Annotated in this window: 12 protein-coding genes; 9 read left to right on the top strand and 3 right to left on the bottom strand. The window is 71.1% G+C overall.

Annotated features, from left to right (window positions below; genetic code table 11):
• Positions 1-336 precede the first annotated feature (336 nt).
• The 6 genes from ACFYQQ_RS09220 to ACFYQQ_RS09245 all read left to right on the top strand — a co-directional run bounded on the left by ACFYQQ_RS09220 (position 337) and on the right by ACFYQQ_RS09245 (position 7,818).
• On the top strand, positions 337-2,064 hold the full coding sequence (locus ACFYQQ_RS09220) for a sensor histidine kinase (RefSeq protein ID WP_355779815.1): 1,728 nt from the start codon (positions 337-339) through the stop codon (positions 2,062-2,064).
• Entirely contained in the window at positions 2,061-2,744 is a 684-nt protein-coding gene (locus ACFYQQ_RS09225) for a response regulator (RefSeq protein WP_355779817.1), read from the top strand. The genes ACFYQQ_RS09220 and ACFYQQ_RS09225 overlap by 4 nt, the downstream gene beginning before the upstream one ends.
• Positions 2,745-3,512: 768 nt before the next feature.
• Positions 3,513-4,907, top strand: coding sequence for an extracellular solute-binding protein (locus tag ACFYQQ_RS09230; protein WP_355779819.1), 1,395 nt, complete (start codon positions 3,513-3,515; stop codon positions 4,905-4,907).
• A 92-nt stretch (positions 4,908-4,999) separates the two neighbouring features.
• Entirely contained in the window at positions 5,000-5,875 is an 876-nt protein-coding gene (locus tag ACFYQQ_RS09235; RefSeq protein WP_355779842.1) for a sugar ABC transporter permease, read from the top strand.
• Position 5,876: 1 nt separating this feature from the next.
• On the top strand, positions 5,877-6,737 hold the full coding sequence (locus ACFYQQ_RS09240; RefSeq protein WP_355779822.1) for a carbohydrate ABC transporter permease: 861 nt from the start codon (positions 5,877-5,879) through the stop codon (positions 6,735-6,737).
• 451 nt (positions 6,738-7,188) lie between these two features.
• Positions 7,189-7,818: an XRE family transcriptional regulator gene (locus tag ACFYQQ_RS09245; protein ID WP_355779845.1), complete on the top strand. Its 630-nt coding sequence runs from the start codon at positions 7,189-7,191 to the stop codon at positions 7,816-7,818.
• 46 nt (positions 7,819-7,864) lie between these two features.
• On the opposite strand, the gene ACFYQQ_RS09250 is transcribed toward ACFYQQ_RS09245, so the two are convergent.
• Entirely contained in the window at positions 7,865-8,890 is a 1,026-nt protein-coding gene (locus tag ACFYQQ_RS09250; protein ID WP_355779824.1) for an ATP-dependent 6-phosphofructokinase, read from the bottom strand.
• Between the two features lie 281 nt (positions 8,891-9,171).
• Here ACFYQQ_RS09250 and pta point away from each other — a divergent pair, with 281 nt between their 5' ends.
• The 3 genes from pta (at position 9,172) to pyk (ending at position 14,049) form a co-directional block, all read left to right on the top strand.
• Positions 9,172-11,262, top strand: a complete 2,091-nt coding sequence (gene pta / locus ACFYQQ_RS09255; RefSeq protein ID WP_355779827.1) for a phosphate acetyltransferase — start codon at positions 9,172-9,174, stop codon at positions 11,260-11,262.
• A complete protein-coding gene (locus ACFYQQ_RS09260; protein ID WP_355779830.1) occupies positions 11,259-12,545 on the top strand; it encodes an acetate kinase in 1,287 nt (428 codons plus the stop codon). Before pta ends, ACFYQQ_RS09260 begins: the two co-directional genes overlap by 4 nt.
• 73 nt (positions 12,546-12,618) lie before the next feature.
• The gene (gene pyk, locus ACFYQQ_RS09265; protein WP_355779832.1) at positions 12,619-14,049 is read left to right on the top strand and encodes a pyruvate kinase; all 1,431 of its coding nucleotides are present in this window, start codon (positions 12,619-12,621) and stop codon (positions 14,047-14,049) included.
• Between the two features lie 201 nt (positions 14,050-14,250).
• Here pyk and ACFYQQ_RS09270 read toward each other — a convergent pair whose 3' ends face one another.
• Both ACFYQQ_RS09270 and ACFYQQ_RS09275 read right to left on the bottom strand, forming a co-directional pair.
• Positions 14,251-15,519 (bottom strand): hypothetical protein, encoded by a 1,269-nt coding sequence (locus ACFYQQ_RS09270; RefSeq protein ID WP_355779834.1) that lies wholly within the window; start codon positions 15,517-15,519, stop codon positions 14,251-14,253.
• Positions 15,509-16,084, bottom strand: a complete 576-nt coding sequence (locus tag ACFYQQ_RS09275; RefSeq protein WP_355779837.1) for a DUF6114 domain-containing protein — start codon at positions 16,082-16,084, stop codon at positions 15,509-15,511. The genes ACFYQQ_RS09270 and ACFYQQ_RS09275 overlap by 11 nt, the downstream gene beginning before the upstream one ends.
• Between the last annotated feature and the right edge of the window lie 96 nt (positions 16,085-16,180).

Consider the following 16,180-nt stretch of genomic DNA (forward strand, 5'->3'; position numbering starts at 1 on the left):
GGCGTGCGGCTCACGTCCGGGCGGAACCGGGAGCGGGGGAGCTCCCGGACGTAGCCGGGAGTGGGGTCCCGGGCGGTGCCGGGAGTGGGGACTCCCGGTGGTGCCGGAAGCGGGGCTCCCGGGCGTAACCAGGAGTGGGGGGGCTCCCGGTGATGCCGGGAGCGGGGCTCCCGAGCGGTCCGGGAGTGGGGCTCCCGGTGGGGTGGGGCCGGCGGACGCGGCCCCTGCGCGACCGGGAAAGCGACTCCCCGGTGCGGTGACTATCTCCCGGCCTGTGAGGGCGGTCACCCTTCCGTTCATTTAGTTCACGCTCATCGCGCGAGGCAGACTGACGGAATGCGCCTCCCCCGCGTCCCGACCCCCCGCAGCCTGGCCGGCCAGCTCTTCGCGATGCAGGCCGTGCTGATCGCGGTCCTGGTCGCCGGATACGCGCTCTTCACGTACATCAGCGACCGCAGCCAGGCCGAGGAGGCCGCGGGCCGCCAGGCCATGGCGGTCGCCCGCTCGGTCGCGGACGCCCCTTCCGTACGCGCGGCCATCCGCACCCCCGACCCGACGCGGAGCCTGCAGCCGTACGCGACGCGGGTGCAGCGGCACACCGGCGTGGACTTCGTGACGATCATGGATCCGCGGGGCATCCGCTGGACCCACCCGGACGAGGACCTGATAGGGCAGCACTTCCTCGGCCACACGTCCCGCGCCCTGGACGGCCAGTCGTTCACCGAGACGTACACCGGCACCCTCGGCCCGTCCGTACGCGCGGTCACCCCGATCAGCGACGGCGGCCGCATCGTCGGCCTGGTCAGCGCCGGCATCAAGGTCGAGGCCATCACCGCCCGGGTCCAGGACCAGGTCACCGCCCTGCTCGGGGCCGCCGCCGGGGCGCTCGCCCTGGGCGCCGTCGGCACGTACGTGATCAACGCCCGGCTGCGCCGCCACACCCACGGCATGAACGCCGCCGAGCTGAGCCGCATGCACGACTACCACCAGGCCGCCCTGCACGCCGTACGCGAGGGGCTGCTGATGCTGGACGGGCAGTACCGGGTGGCGCTGATCAACGACGGCGGCCGGGAACTGCTGGGCGTCAGCGGCGAGGTCGTCGGCCTCTCGGTCGCCGGACTCGGCCTGCCCGCACCGCTGACGGGGGCGCTGCTGTCCTCCGAGCCCCGGATGGACGAGGTGCATCTGACGGAGACCCGGGTGCTGGCCGTCAACACCTCGCCGGTGTCGGGCGGCGAGCGCCGGGGCACGGTCGTGACCCTGCGCGACGTCACCGAACTGCAGTCCCTGATGGGCGAGCTGGACTCCGAGCGCGGCTTCACGCAGGCGCTGCGCTCGCAGGCGCACGAGGCCGCGAACCGTCTGCACACGGTGGTGTCCCTGATCGAACTGGGGCGTGCCGACGAGGCCGTCGACTTCGCCACGGCGGAGCTGGAGCTGGCGCAGGCGCTGACCGACCAGGTGGTGGCCGCCGTCAGCGAACCGGTCCTCGCCGCGCTGCTGCTCGGCAAGGCCGCGCAGGCGAACGAGCGGGGCGTGGAGCTGGTGGTGTCGGAGGAGAGCGGCCTCGACGACGGCCTGCTCCCGCCCTCGCTGCCCGCCCGTGACCTCGTGACGATCCTCGGCAACCTCATCGACAACGCGGTGGACGCGGCGCAGGGTTCGGTGGGGGCACGGGTGACGGTGACGGCGTGCACGGACGAGGAGGGGCTGGTCCTGCGGGTCGCGGACACCGGCGCGGGAGTGGCCCCGGCCCACGCGGAGGCCGTCTTCGAGCGCGGCTGGTCCACGAAGCCCGCGGGGCCCGGCGGCCGGGGGCTCGGGCTCGCCCTCGTGCGCCAGGCGGTGAGCCGTCACGGCGGCACGCTGACGGTGACGGAGGCGGCCGGGGGCGGGGCGGAGTTCGAGGTGCGGATGCCGTTGCCTACGGTGGGCTCCGCCCCGGGCGCGGCGGGTCGGTCCGGGGCGGAGTCCGCCGCGGCCGTCCTGCTCGCGGACCGGGTGCCCGGACCCGCCCGGCCCGCCCGCACCCCCCGCACCGCCCTGCCTGGAGGCGACGCATGACCGAGCCCATCCGCGTACTCGTGGTCGAGGACGACCCGGTCGCCGCCGACGCGCACGTCATGTACGTCGGCCGCGTGCCCGGCTTCACCGCGGTCGGCAAGGCCCGTACGGGCGCGGAGGCGCGGCGCGCGCTGGACCGTACGCCGGTGGACCTGCTGCTGCTCGACCTGCATCTCCCGGACGTGCACGGCCTTCAGCTCGCCCGCTCCCTGCGCGCCGCCGGCTACCAGGCGGACGTCATAGCCGTCACGTCGGCGCGCGACCTCGCCGTGGTGCGGGAGGGCGTCTCGCTCGGAGTCGTGCAGTACGTACTGAAGCCCTTCACCTTCGCCACCCTGCGGGACCGGCTCGTGCGCTACGCCGCGTTCCACGCGGCCGCGGGTGAGGCCAGCGGGCAGGACGAGGTCGACCGCGCGCTCGCGACCCTCCGCGCACCGGGTCCGGCGGCGCTGCCCAAGGGGCTCAGCGCACCGACGCTGGAACGGGTCACGCGGACGCTGCGGGACTCCGGGGAAGGCCTGACCGCGGCGGGCGTCGGCGAGGCGGTCGGCATCTCCCGGATCACCGCCCGCCGGTACCTGGAGCACCTGGTGGACGCGGGGTGGGCCGGCCGGAGCCCGCTGTACGGTCAGGTCGGCCGGCCGGAGCTGGTGTACCGGTGGGTGGAGGCGGCCAGGTAGCGCGGTCGGGGGCTGGGCGTAAACGCTTGCGTAAGCGTTTACGCGAACGCTTACGTACACACTCGCCCCCGACCCCGACCCCGGAGGCACCTACGGAGGCGCCCCCAATATTCCGCCAACGCTGGCTCCGGGACTGCGGTGACGCGTAAACGTTTACGTAAGCGCTTACGCGAACGTTCACGTGGAAGCTTGCCTCCCCGCTCCCGGAGACGCTTACGGCGGCGCCCCCGGCGTTGCGCCCACGGCCGCCCCGGTGTTGCGCCCACGCCGGCCTCGGTATTGCGGCGACGCGTAAGCGTTTACGTAAGCGCTTACATGGAAGCTCACCTCCTGAACCCCGGAGGCGCGCACGGTGACATCCCCAGCATTGCACCCACGCCGACCTCGGTTCCGCGGCGATGCGTGAACGCCTACGTAAGCCTCCACGTAAGCGCTTACGCGAACGTTTACGTACACACTCGCCCCTCCCCCGACCCCGGAGGCACCTACGGCGGCGCCCTCAGCATTCCGCCGACGCTGGCCCCGGAACTGCGGTGCCTCGCAAACGCTTACGTAAGCGCTTACGCGAACGTTTACGGACCTACAGGCCGCCCCCGACCCTGGAGGACCGCAGGTGACATAACGGCCCATCCTCGGGAACATGCGCCCCTCTCCCAAGAAACGGAGCCCCCCAACCATCCACCCCTGCAAGGTCATTGACCTGACTAGACCATTCCTCTTACGTTCACGGGGCAGACAGACTCGGCCGACGAAGGCCCGTAGGAGGTCGTGCCCGTGCGTCCCATCGCCGCCCGTCCCCGTACCAGCGCCCCGCTCCTCGCCGCCCTGCTCACCCTTTCCGCCGCCGGCACCCTGACCGCCTGCGGCAGCGGATCCGGCAGCGATCCGGACACGGTGAAGGTGTCCTTCAAGCAGTCCACGGACAACTCCGTCAAAGTGATGGACACCTATCTGGCGGACGTCAAGAAGCAGTTCGAGAAGGCGAACCCGGGCAAGAAGGTCGAGCTGGTCCCGATCAAGGCCCCGGACTCCGAGTACTACACGAAGCTCCAGCAGATGCTGCGCTCGCCGAAGACGGCGCCCGACCTGGTCTACGAGGACACCTTCCTCATCAACTCCGACATCACCAGCGGGTACTTGAAGCCGCTCGACGGCTACCTCGCCAAGTGGGACGACTGGGACCGGTTCGTCGACACGGCCAAGAGCGCGGCCAAGGCGCAGGACGGCAAGACGTACGGCGTCCCGGACGGCACGGACACCCGCGGGCTCTGGTACGACAAGGGCGTCTTCGCGAAGGCGGGACTGCCCGCCGAGTGGAAGCCCAGGACGTGGGAGGACGTGCTCGACGCCGCCCGCACGATCAAGAAGAAGGTCCCCGGCGTCACCCCGCTGAACGTCTACACGGGCAAGCCCGCGGGCGAGGCGGCCACGATGCAGGGCTTCGAGATGCTGCTGTACGGGACGAACGACGGGACGGCGGACCCGCTGTACGACACGGCCGCCAAGAAGTGGATCGCCGGGAGCCAGGGGTTCGAGGACGCCCTGACCTTCGTGGAGACGGTCTACAAGGAGAAGCTCGGCCCCGACGTCTCGGACGCCCTCGACCCGAACTTCGGCACCAAGGTCCGCGGGGAACTCCTGCCCGCCGGCAAGCTCGGCATCGACCTCGACGGCAGCTGGCTGCCGCAGGACTGGGGCGAGGGCGCCGGGCACGAGTGGCCGGAGTGGTCGCGCGAGCTGGGCCTCGCCGCGATGCCGACCCAGCACGGCCAGGCGCCCGGCAAGGTGAGCATGTCCGGGGGCTGGACGTGGTCGATCCCGGCCAAGGCGGCCAACCCCGACCTGGCCTTCGACTTCATCAAGACGATGCAGACGAAGGCGAACGCGCAGAAGTGGTACATCGCCAACTCCGGTATCGCCGTGCGTGAGGACGTCGCCGCCGACCCCGCGTACGTGAAGGCGCAGCCCGGCATCAAGTTCTTCACGGACCTGGTCGCGAGCACCCACTACCGGCCCGCGTACCCGGCGTACCCGAAGGTCTCCACCGCGATCCAGGAGGCCATGGAGGGGGTGACGACGGGTGACAGCTCGGTCGAGGAGGCGGCGCGCGGCTACGACGAGGAGCTGAAGTCCGCCGCCGACGGACAAGTGACCACGAAGTGAGCGTCGGTACGCGGACGGACCGGCATCCGGGGCCCGGCAGGCGTCCGCGCCGCGTCCCGGCGGCCGCCCATACGGCCGGTCCGCGGTCCGCGGTGCCGCGCCGCGGCGGGGCGGGCCGCTCCCTGGTCCGGTTGCTCCCGCTCTCCCCCGCGGTCGTCCTGCTGCTGCTGTTCCTCGCGGGGCCGATCGCCTACTGCGCCTGGATCGCCTTCACCGACCTCCAGCTCACCGGGCAGGCGCGGTCGTCCTTCGTCGGCGTCGACAACTTCCGTACCGCGTTCCGGGACGAGGCGTTCCTGAACGCGGTCTGGCTCACGCTCGTCTTCACCGTGCTCTCGTCCCTGGTCGGCCAGAACACGCTGGGCCTCGCCCTCGCCTCGCTCATGCAGCGCGCGTCGAAGCCGGTGCGCACGCTCGTCGGCGGTGTAGTCATCACGGCGTGGGTGCTGCCGGAGGTGGTGGCGGGTTTCCTGCTGTACGCGTTCTTCCGCCGCGAGGGCACGCTGAACGCGATCCTGGACTGGCTCGGTCTGCCGTCCCAGAACTGGCTGTTCACGCTGCCGATCCTCGCGGTGTCCTTCGCGAACGTGTGGCGGGGCACGGCGTTCTCGATGCTGGTGTACTCGGCGGCGCTGAACGAGATCCCGAAGGAGATCACGGAGGCCGCGGAGGTGGACGGCGCGGGCGGCTGGCGGCGGATGTGGCACATCACGCTCCCGATGATCCGCCGTTCCATCGGCACGAACCTGATGCTCAACACCCTGCAGACGCTCTCGGTGTTCGGGCTGATCTGGGTCATGACGCGGGGCGGGCCGGGCGACCGCAGTCAGACGTTGCCGCTGTTCATGTACGAACAGGCCTTCCAGAAAAGCATGATCGGCTACGGGACGGCGGTGGCCCTGCTGCTCCTGGTGGTCGGTTCCCTCTTCTCGCTGGTGTACATGCGCCTGCTGCGGACGGAGGTCTGAGATGGCACTGCCGGCCTGGTCCGCGATGGGCGGCCCGCGGTCCCGGCGTACGGCCAGGCGGCTGGCGGCGGACGCGGGGCTGCTCGCGGTGGCGGCGGCGTTCGCGCTGCCGCTGGCCTGGGTGGTCCTGTCCGCGCTGGACGCGCACGCGGACCTGCGGGTGAAGGCTCCGGACGGGGTCACCCTGGCCAACTTCGACGCGGTCCTGACGCGGGACATCGTGTTCACCCCGCTGCTCAACAGCCTGATCCTGTGCGGCGGCGGCACGCTGCTGACGGTGGTGTGCGCGGCGCTGGCGGCGTATCCGCTGTCGCGCTTCCGTTCCCGCCTCAACCGCCCGTTCCTGCTGACGATCCTCTTCGCGACGAGCCTGCCGATCACGGCGATCATGGTCCCGGTGTACGCGCTGTTCGTCCAGGTGAACCTGATCGACACGGTGCACGGCACGATCTTCTTCTTCGCCGCCTCCCAACTCCCCTTCGCCATCTGGCTGATGAAGAACTTCATGGACGGGGTGCCGAAGGAGCTGGAGGAGGCGGCCTGGACGGACGGGGCGTCGTCGTTCCAGTCGCTGCTGCGTATCGTGCTCCCGCTGATGGGGCCGGGCGTCGCGGTGGTGACGGTCTTCTCGTTCGTGATGATGTGGGGGAACTTCTTCGTCCCGTTCATGCTGCTGCTGACGCCGGACCAGATGCCGGCGTCGGTGAGCATCAACGAGTTCTTCGGGAACCGGGGGATGGTGGTGTACGGGCAGCTGGCGGCGTTCTCGGTGATCTACTCGACGCCCGTGCTGCTGCTGTACGTGCTCGTGGCCCGGCGGCTCGGCGGCGGGTTCGCCCTCGGCGGGGCCGTGAAGGGGTGAGGCGTATTCGCGCCGCGCGGTCGCGCCCCCCGGCCGGGACGACGGACGCACGGGAGCGGTGGACAGCCGGTCACGGGAGCGGCCTCCGGGTCCGGCGGCCCGGTGTCGCCGGGTGGCCCCGCATCTCCGGACAGCGGAGGTCAGGGGCCGGTCCCGGCCGCGCATATGCCCCGCCACCTTGCCGTTCGCCCCGTCACGGCCTCTGCGGACACCCCGCCGCGGAGGCCCTGTCGGCCCCAGCGGGCCCGCGCGGGAAGCACCGCACGATCTTCGGCCATCACGAACGGACGGCCGAAACCGTATGTTCCTACAATCTGTGATTGTGGCCGAACAGACCGTAGTCATCCCAGCCACACCCCCATAGCTTGTGCGCGTGCACCAGCTGCCTGCCCCCCAGCCCACCCCGCCCTTCAACGCCCTCGCCGCCCGCCGGCTGCGCGCCGGGCTCGGCATGGGACCCGAACACGTCGCGTACGGCATGCGCGTCTCGTACGGGCTGCCCTATGTCACGCCCGATCTCGTCGTCGCCTGGGAGCGGGGCATCTCCGCACCGAGCAGCCCCGAACTCACCGCGCTCGCCGCCGTGCTGTGGTGTTCCCCGGGCGAACTCATCGGCGCCCCGCGCACGTTGCGGGAGCACCGCGTCGCGCGGGGGCTCGCCCCCGAGGACGTGGCGCGCACCGTCGGCCTGGAACTCCTCGCGTACCAGCGGATGGAGGAGACCGAGGAGTGGCGGGGCAACGAGCGGCAGTCGGCCGCGCTCGCCGAGCTGCTCGACCTCTCGCTGCCCGACTTCATCACCGTGACCGGGCGCGACGGGAGACTCGGGGAGCTGCTGCGCAGCGCGGTGACGACCCGCTGGCAGGCCTACGTGCGCCCGCTCGCCAAGACGGTGCCGCTGGACCGTCGGCTCCTGGAGGACGCCCTCCAGGAGCTGCACGCGGACTACCAGGGGCAGATGGCGGCCACGCTGAGCTGGGCCGACGGCGCTGCGGCGGGTGACGCCGGTGACGCGGGGCGGGACTTCATGGACCGGATCGTCGACCACTTCTGGGCGACGGTCCAGCGCAGCACGTACTGAGCGGGCACGGACAGGTCCGCACCCGCTCTCGTACGTGCGGCGGGGTCTAGAAGACCGACTCCGCCTCGTCCATGCGGTCCTTGGGCACGGTCTTCAGCTCGGTGGTCGCGTCCGCGAGCGGGACCATCTCGATCTCGGTGCCGCGCAGCGCCGTCATCCTGCCGAAGGCGCCGCGGTGGGCGGCCTCGACGGCGTGCCAGCCGAAGCGGGTGGCGAGCACCCGGTCGTACGCGGTCGGCGTGCCGCCGCGCTGGATGTGGCCGAGGATGACCGGCTTGGCCTCCTTGCCCAGGCGCCGCTCCAGCTCGTACGCGAGGGCCGCGCCGATGCCCTGGAAGCGCTCGTGGCCGAACTGGTCGATGGCGCCGTGGCCGTAGTCCATGGTGCCCTCGGCGGGGTGGGCGCCCTCGGCGACGCAGATGACGGCGAACTTCTTGCCGCGCGCGAAGCGCTCCTCGACCATGGCGACGAGGTCGGAGGGGTCGAAGGGCCGCTCGGGCAGGCAGATGCCGTGGGCGCCGGCGGCCATGCCGGACTCCAGGGCGATCCAGCCCGCGTGCCGGCCCATGACCTCGACGACCATGACGCGCTGGTGCGACTCGGCGGTGGTCTTGAGGCGGTCCATCGCCTCGGTGGCGACGCCGACCGCGGTGTCGAAGCCGAAGGTGCGGTCCGTGGAGGAGATGTCGTTGTCGATGGTCTTCGGCACGCCGACGACCGGCAGGCCCGCGTCCGACAGCATCCGGGCGGCGGTCAGGGTGCCCTCGCCGCCGATCGGGATGAGCACGTCGATGCCGAACTCGCGGGCCATGTCCTGCGCGTTCTCGCAGGCCTCGCGGAGCCGGTCGCGCTGGAGCCGGGAGGAGCCGAGAATGGTGCCGCCGCGGGCGAGGATGCCGCTGACGGCGTTCAGGTCGAGGGTGCGGTAGCGGCCGTCGAGCAGTCCGGCGTAGCCGTCCTCGAAGCCGATGACCTCGTCCCCGAAGTTGGTGACCGCTCGGTGCACGACCGACCGGATCACTGCGTTCAGCCCCGGGCAGTCTCCGCCTGCGGTGAGAACTCCGATGCGCATCGTGCTGTGTCTCCTGCTCGCTGTTGGTACGTGTGAGCCAGTCCGATTGTTTCACGCCCCACAGGCGGCCGCCGCTGCCGTCCGGCGCGCGTGAAGCGGACCACGCCCCGCCGCCCCGACCCCCGTGGAACCCTTGTCCCGCCTCACCAGGACCTTCCATCTGGCGGGCGTCCTAGCCAGCCGCGGAGGTATTGTCAAGAGGGTTCTGCTCACCATAGCGGGTATTTTTCCCGAGCCACGAGAAGCACCAAGCCGGCCCAGTGATGAAACGGAGAGCACGCGTGACGCGCAGCGTGTACGTGACCGGGATCGACCGCGGCGACGGCCGCCAGGTCGTCGAGCTGGGAGTCATGGAACTCCTGACCCGCCAGGTGGACCGGGTGGGGGTGTTCCGCCCGCTCGTCCACGACGGCCCGGACCGGCTCTTCGAGTTGCTGCGCGCCCGCTACCGGCTGACGCAGGACCCGGCGACGGTCTACGGCATGGACTACTACGAGGCGTCCACCCTCCAGGCCGAGCAGGGCACCGACGAGCTGGTGTCCACGCTCGTGGACCGCTTCCACCTGGTCGCCCGCGACTACGACGTCGTCCTCGTCCTCGGCACCGACTTCGCGGACACGCAGTTCCCCGACGAGCTGGCGGTCAACGCCCGGCTGGCCAACGAGTTCGGCGCCTCCGTCATCCCGGTCGTCGGCGGCCGCAAGCAGACGGCCGAGTCGGTGCTCGCGGAGACCCGCAACGCGTACCGGGCGTACGACGGGCTCGGCTGCGACGTCCTCGCCATGGTCACGAACCGGGTCGCCCCCGCCGACCGCGCGGAGATCCACGAGCGCCTCGCCGACCGGCTGCCCGTGCCCTGTTACGTGCTGCCGGACGAGCCCGCGCTGTCCGCGCCCACGGTCGCCCAGATCACCCACGCCCTCGGCGGCACGGTGCTGCTCGGCGACGACTCGGGGCTGGCCCGTGACGCGCTGGACTTCGTCTTCGGCGGTGCGATGCTGCCGAACTTCCTGAACGCGCTGACCCCCGGCTGCCTCGTCGTGACCCCGGGCGACCGCGCCGACCTGGTGGTGGGCTCCCTCGCCGCGCACAGCGCCGGCACGCCGCCGATCGCCGGCGTCCTGCTCACCCTCGACGAGCGGCCGAGCAACGAGGTCCTGACGCTGGCCGCGCGCCTGGCCCCCGGCACCCCGGTGGTCTCGGTGCCCGGCAACAGCTTCCCCACGGCGGCCGAACTCTTCGGCCTGGAGGGCAAGCTGAACGCCGCGACCCCGCGCAAGGCGGAGACGGCACTCGGCCTGTTCGAGCGGCACGTCGACACGAGCGAGCTGCTGAAGCGGGTCTCCGCGCCGAGCAGCGACCGCCTCACGCCGATGATGTTCGAGCACAAGCTGCTGGAGCAGGCCCGCTCGGACAAGCGCCGCGTCGTGCTGCCCGAGGGCACCGAGGCGCGCGTCCTGCACGCCGCCGAGGTGCTGCTGCGCCGGGGCGTGTGCGAGCTGACGCTGCTCGGCCCGGTCGACCAGATCCGCAAGAAGGCCGCCGACCTCGGCATAGACCTGGCCGGCGTCCAGCTCATCGACCCGCAGACCTCCGAGCTGCGGGACCGCTTCGCCGAGAAGTACGCGGCGTTGCGCGCCCACAAGGGCGTGACGGTGGAGCTGGCGTACGACGTGGTCGCGGACGTGAACTACTTCGGGACCCTGATGGTCGAGGAGGGCCTGGCCGACGGCATGGTGTCCGGCTCGGTGCACTCCACGGCGGCCACCATCCGCCCGGCCTTCGAAATCATCAAGACCAAGCCGGAGGCGAAGATCGTCTCCTCGGTGTTCTTCATGTGCCTCGCGGACAAGGTCCTGGTCTACGGCGACTGCGCGGTGAACCCCGACCCGAACGCGCAGCAGCTCGCCGACATCGCCGTCCAGTCGGCGGCGACCGCCCGGCAGTTCGGGGTGGAGCCGCGGATCGCGATGCTGTCGTACTCGACCGGCACCTCCGGCTCGGGCGCGGACGTCGACAAGGTGCGCGAGGCCACCGAGCTGGTCCGGGCGCGCCGCCCCGACCTGAGCGTCGAGGGCCCGATCCAGTACGACGCCGCCGTGGAGCCGTCCGTCGCGGCCACCAAGATGCCCGGCTCGAAGGTCGCGGGACAGGCGTCCGTGCTGATCTTCCCGGACCTCAACACGGGCAACAACACCTACAAGGCCGTGCAGCGCTCGGCCGGCGCGATCGCGGTCGGGCCGGTCCTGCAGGGCCTGCGCAAGCCGGTCAACGACCTGTCCCGGGGCGCTCTCGTCCAGGACATCGTCAACACCGTCGCCATCACGGCGATCCAGTCCCAGACCCCGAGCGAGAAGGCCATCGCCCAGTGAGTTCCCATCCGTCGCCCGCCGGCGCGCTGCCCGACGAGCAGCGCCAGGCCGCCCCTTCGCGCGTCCTCGTCCTCAACTCCGGTTCGTCGTCGGTGAAGTACCAGCTGCTCGACATGCGAAACCACAGCCGCCTCGCGATGGGCCTGGTCGAGCGCATCGGGGAGCGGACGAGCCGGCTCACGCACACGCCGCTCACCGGAGGTGGCGCCGAGCCCCGGGAGACGACGGGCCCGATCGCCGACCACGAGGCCGCGCTGAAGTCCGTGGCCGAGGAGCTGGCCAAGGACGGTCTCGGCCTGGACTCCCCCGGACTCGCGGCGATCGGCCACCGGGTCGTGCACGGCGGCCTGAAGTTCACGCGGCCCACCCTCGTCGACGACACCGTGCTCGCGGAGATCCAGCGGCTGATCCCGGTGGCCCCGCTGCACAACCCGGCCAACCTGACCGGCATCCTCACGGCCCGCGCGCTGCGCCCCGACCTGCCGCAGGTCGCCGTCTTCGACACGGCGTTCCACACGACGATGCCGGAGTCGGCGGCGCGCTACGCGATCGACGTGAAGACCGCCGACGAGCACCGCATCCGCCGCTACGGCTTCCACGGCACCTCGCACGCGTTCGTGTCGCGTGCGACGGCGAAGCTCCTCGGCAAGGACCCGTCCGAGGTGAACGTGATCGTGCTGCACCTGGGCAACGGCGCGTCGGCGTCCGCGGTGCGCGAGGGCCGGTGCGTGGACACCTCGATGGGGCTGACGCCCTTGGAGGGCCTCGTGATGGGTACGCGCTCCGGTGACACGGACCCGGCCGTCATCTTCCATTTGATGCGTGTAGGCGGGATGTCCACGGACGAGATCGACACTCTTCTCAACAAGAAGAGCGGGCTGATCGGTCTGTGCGGCGACAACGACATGCGGGAGATCCGGCGCCGGGTGGACGCGGGCGACGAGCAGGCGCGGCTCGCCTTCGACATCTACATCCACCGCCTGAAGAAGTACATCGGCGCCTACTACGCGGTGCTCGGCCGGGTGGACGCGGTGGCCTTCACGGCCGGGGTCGGCGAGAACGCCGCTCCGGTCCGGGAGGCCGCGGTGGCCGGCCTGGAGGGGCTCGGCCTGGCGGTCGACGCCGAGCTGAACGCCGTACGGTCGGACGAGCCGCGGCTCATCTCCCCCGAGCACGCGCGGGTCGCGGTGGCCGTCGTACCGACCGACGAGGAACTGGAGATCGCCACGCAGACGTACGCACTCGTGAGCGGGTCCGCCGAGCGGTCCGACGGCCTCACCTGAGCGGCATCCCGCCCCTTTGTATCTTCCGCCAGACGGAATATTCCGCAGCGAAACAAACCGATAGGATCGCCCTATGCGCCGTTCGAAAATCGTCTGTACTCTCGGCCCCGCGGTCGACTCCCACGAGCAGCTCGTCGCGCTGATCCAGGCCGGCATGAACGTTGCTCGTTTCAACTTCAGCCACGGCTCGCACGCCGAGCACCAGGGCCGGTACGACCGTGTCCGGGCGGCCGCCGCCGAGACCGGCCGCGCCATCGGCGTACTCGCCGACCTCCAGGGCCCGAAGATCCGCCTGGAGACCTTCGCCGAGGGCCCCGTCGAGCTGGTGCGCGGTGACGAGTTCACCATCACCACCGAGGACGTCCCGGGCGACAAGACGATCTGCGGCACGACCTACAAGGGTCTGCCCGGCGACGTCTCCAAGGGCGACCAGGTCCTCATCAACGACGGCAACGTCGAGCTGCGGGTCGTCGAGATCGAGGGCCCCCGGGTCAAGACGGTCGTCATCGAGGGCGGTGTCATCTCCGACCACAAGGGCATCAACCTGCCCGGCGCGGCCGTGAACGTGCCCGCGCTGTCCGAGAAGGACATCGACGACCTGCGCTTCGCCCTGAAGATGGGCTGCGACCTGGTCGCGCTCTCCTTCGTGCGGGACGCCCACGACGTGAACGACGTCCACAAGATCATGGACGAGGAGGGCCGCCGGGTCCCCGTCATCGCCAAGGTGGAGAAGCCGCAGGCGGTGGAGAACATGGAGGCCGTCGTGGCGGCCTTCGACGGTGTCATGGTCGCCCGTGGCGACCTGGCCGTCGAGTACCCGCTGGAGAAGGTCCCGATGGTGCAGAAGCGCCTGGTGGAGATGTGCCGGCGCAACGCCAAGCCGGTGATCGTCGCGACCCAGATGATGGAGTCGATGATCACCAACTCCCGTCCGACGCGCGCCGAGGCCTCCGACGTCGCGAACGCGATCCTGGACGGCGCGGACGCGGTCATGCTGTCGGCGGAGTCCAGCGTGGGCGCGTACCCCATCGAGACCGTGAAGACGATGTCGAAGATCGTCACCGCCGCCGAGCAGGAGCTGCTCTCCAAGGGCCTGCAGCCGCTCGTCCCCGGCAAGAAGCCGCGCACGCAGGGCGGTTCGGTGGCCCGTGCCGCCGCCGAGATCGCCGACTTCCTCGGCGGCAAGGGCCTGGTGGCCTTCACCGAGTCCGGTGACACCGCCCGCCGCCTGTCCCGCTACCGCGCCGCGCAGCCGATCCTGGCGTTCACCACGGACGAGGGCACCCGCAACCAGCTGGCGCTGAGCTGGGGCGTCGAGTCCTACATCGTGCCGTTCGTGAACAGCACCGACGAGATGGTCGAGCTGGTCGACTCCGAGCTGCAGAAGCTCAACCGCTTCGACCAGGGTGACGTCGTCGTGATGACCGCGGGCTCGCCCCCCGGCGTCCCCGGCACCACCAACATGGTCCGGGTGCACCACCTGGGCGGCACCGGCCGCGACTGACCGGTCTCCCGTACGCCACCGAGGGCGCCCCCTGCACCAGGGGGCGCCCTCGGCGCGTTCCGGGAGAGGTACGGCGGTGGCGGCCCGTCCTCGGGCGGACAGACCGCGACCCGGCCCTCGCGGTGGCGAGGAACCGGGTCGTGGCCCTGTCGCGGCTCCCGAACGGGTCCTTGGGCCGGCCTCGGCCGGCGGGTGCGGCGGTCAGCCGGTGGTGTACTGGTGCAGCCCCGGCACGTGCAGGTCTCCGCCGAACTGACCGGCCTGCACGACCTTCACCTTGGTGAAGTAGATCAGCGGGATGTTCAGCGGCGGCGGGTTGTCCGGGTCGAAGGTGACCGGGATCAGACCGAGCAGGTTGCCGGAGATGCTCTCCGTGTACATGACGGTCTTGCCGTTGCGGATGGTGGACGTCGAGCCCTTGGCCGCCTCCACGTGGTACGTCTTGCCGGCCTGCTTGTCGTCGACCGTCTGGTGCAGGTCGCCGATGTCGGTGCCGTCGGAGATGACGTACTTCAGGACCTTCTTGACGGTGCCGTTTGCGGTGCGCACCTTCACGATGCCCTGGTAGTCGGCACCCTTCAGCAGCAGCGAGCTGGCGTTGAGGTGCCACGGCTCGTCGGGCAGGGAGACGATCTTCTCGACGCCGCCCTCGTCGTCGGTGGCCGTCGGGCAGCCCTCGGCCGGGTCCTCGCTCTCGCTCGCGGAGGGGCTGGGGGACGCGGTGGCGTCGCCGGCCGTCTCCTTCGCCTTGTCCGCGGTGTCCTTCACCGTCTCGGACGCCGTGTCCTTGGTGTCCTTCGCGGTGTCCTCGACCGTACCGGTGACCTTGTCCGCGGTGTCCTTGACCGGGTCGGAGGTCTCCTTGCCCGGGCTCGCCGTGGCGGAGGCGGACGGCGTCGGGGTGGGGCTCGCCTCCTCCTTCTCGTCGGGCGTGAGGACGTCCTTGATGGCGTCGCCGATGCCCAGCGGGTCCAACGGGTTGCTGCTGCTCTGGGACGGCGAGGGGGTCGCGGTGGCCGTGTCGCCGCCACCGCTCTGGGCCGTCTTGCTGGGGGCGGGCGCCGGTGCGGGGTCGGCCTCGTCGTCGGAACCTGAATCCGGCGAAGAGGTCTTGTCCGGGGACGCCGTGGCCGTGGGAGCGGGCTCGGTCGCGGTGGCGCTCGCCGAGGCGGAGGCCGAGGGCGACGGCGAGGCCGACGGTTCCTCGGAGCCGTCCAGTGCCTCGACGCACTTCTGGTACTCGTCCGCCGTGAGGCTCTTGGACGAGGGGTGGTCCTCGGCCTGCGCGAGCGTGGGAGTCAGTCCCATCCCCATGAGGACGGCCGTCGGCATGGCCGCCAGGGCTATCGCCTTGCCGGCCGGTACGTGGAACCTGGTGAACAACGGCTTCCTGGGCGCCGCGTGACGCGGCCCGGTTCTCACACGGGACTCGTCCACATCCGTCCCGTGGGTCACCTCGTCAGCCGGCACTGTGCCTCCCGTTCGCCCCGTTCGTCGGGCTCGTTCCTGACAGATCGTTCGGCTCGTTCGGCTCGATGGGCTTGCTCAGTCCGGGGACGGGCTGGGCGGGCGCGCTCTCGGCGGGGGCCGCGCTCACGGGGACCTCGTCCTTGCGGGCCACCCCGGCGGGCTCCGTCTCCCGCGCGCCGGGCGCCCAGGAGACCGCCATCGCCCCGCCGATCAGGGCGAACAGGAAACCGATCAGGAAGCCACCCAGGTTCGACACCGGGATGGACACCAGGGCCAGAAGGATCGCCGCGACACCCGCGAAGGTGCGCACGTGCTTCTGGAACCAGAGGCTGAGCCCCAGCACCACGAGCAGCACGCCGATGATCAGGGACCCCGCGCCCGCCGTGGTGGCCATCGCCAGCGTCAGATGGCCGATCTGCAGGTTCGCGTACGGGAAGTAGGCGATGGGCAGTCCGCTGAGCAGGACGAACAGGCCGGCCCAGAACGGCCGGTCACCCCTCCAGGCGCGGAACCGCGACCTCAAGTGGCTGAACTGGCCGGGCGCGGCAGGAGTCTCGGCGCTCATGGAAAACAGCTCCCTGGAACGGCTTTGCTGTGAGAAGTACGCGTACTGCGGAAGGGATGGGGTGGACGAGGCAGCCGACGGCTCCCCCGTCCACCC

The organism is Streptomyces sp. NPDC005496 (assembly GCF_042872045.1).
In the GTDB taxonomy this organism is placed as follows: domain Bacteria; phylum Actinomycetota; class Actinomycetes; order Streptomycetales; family Streptomycetaceae; genus Streptomyces.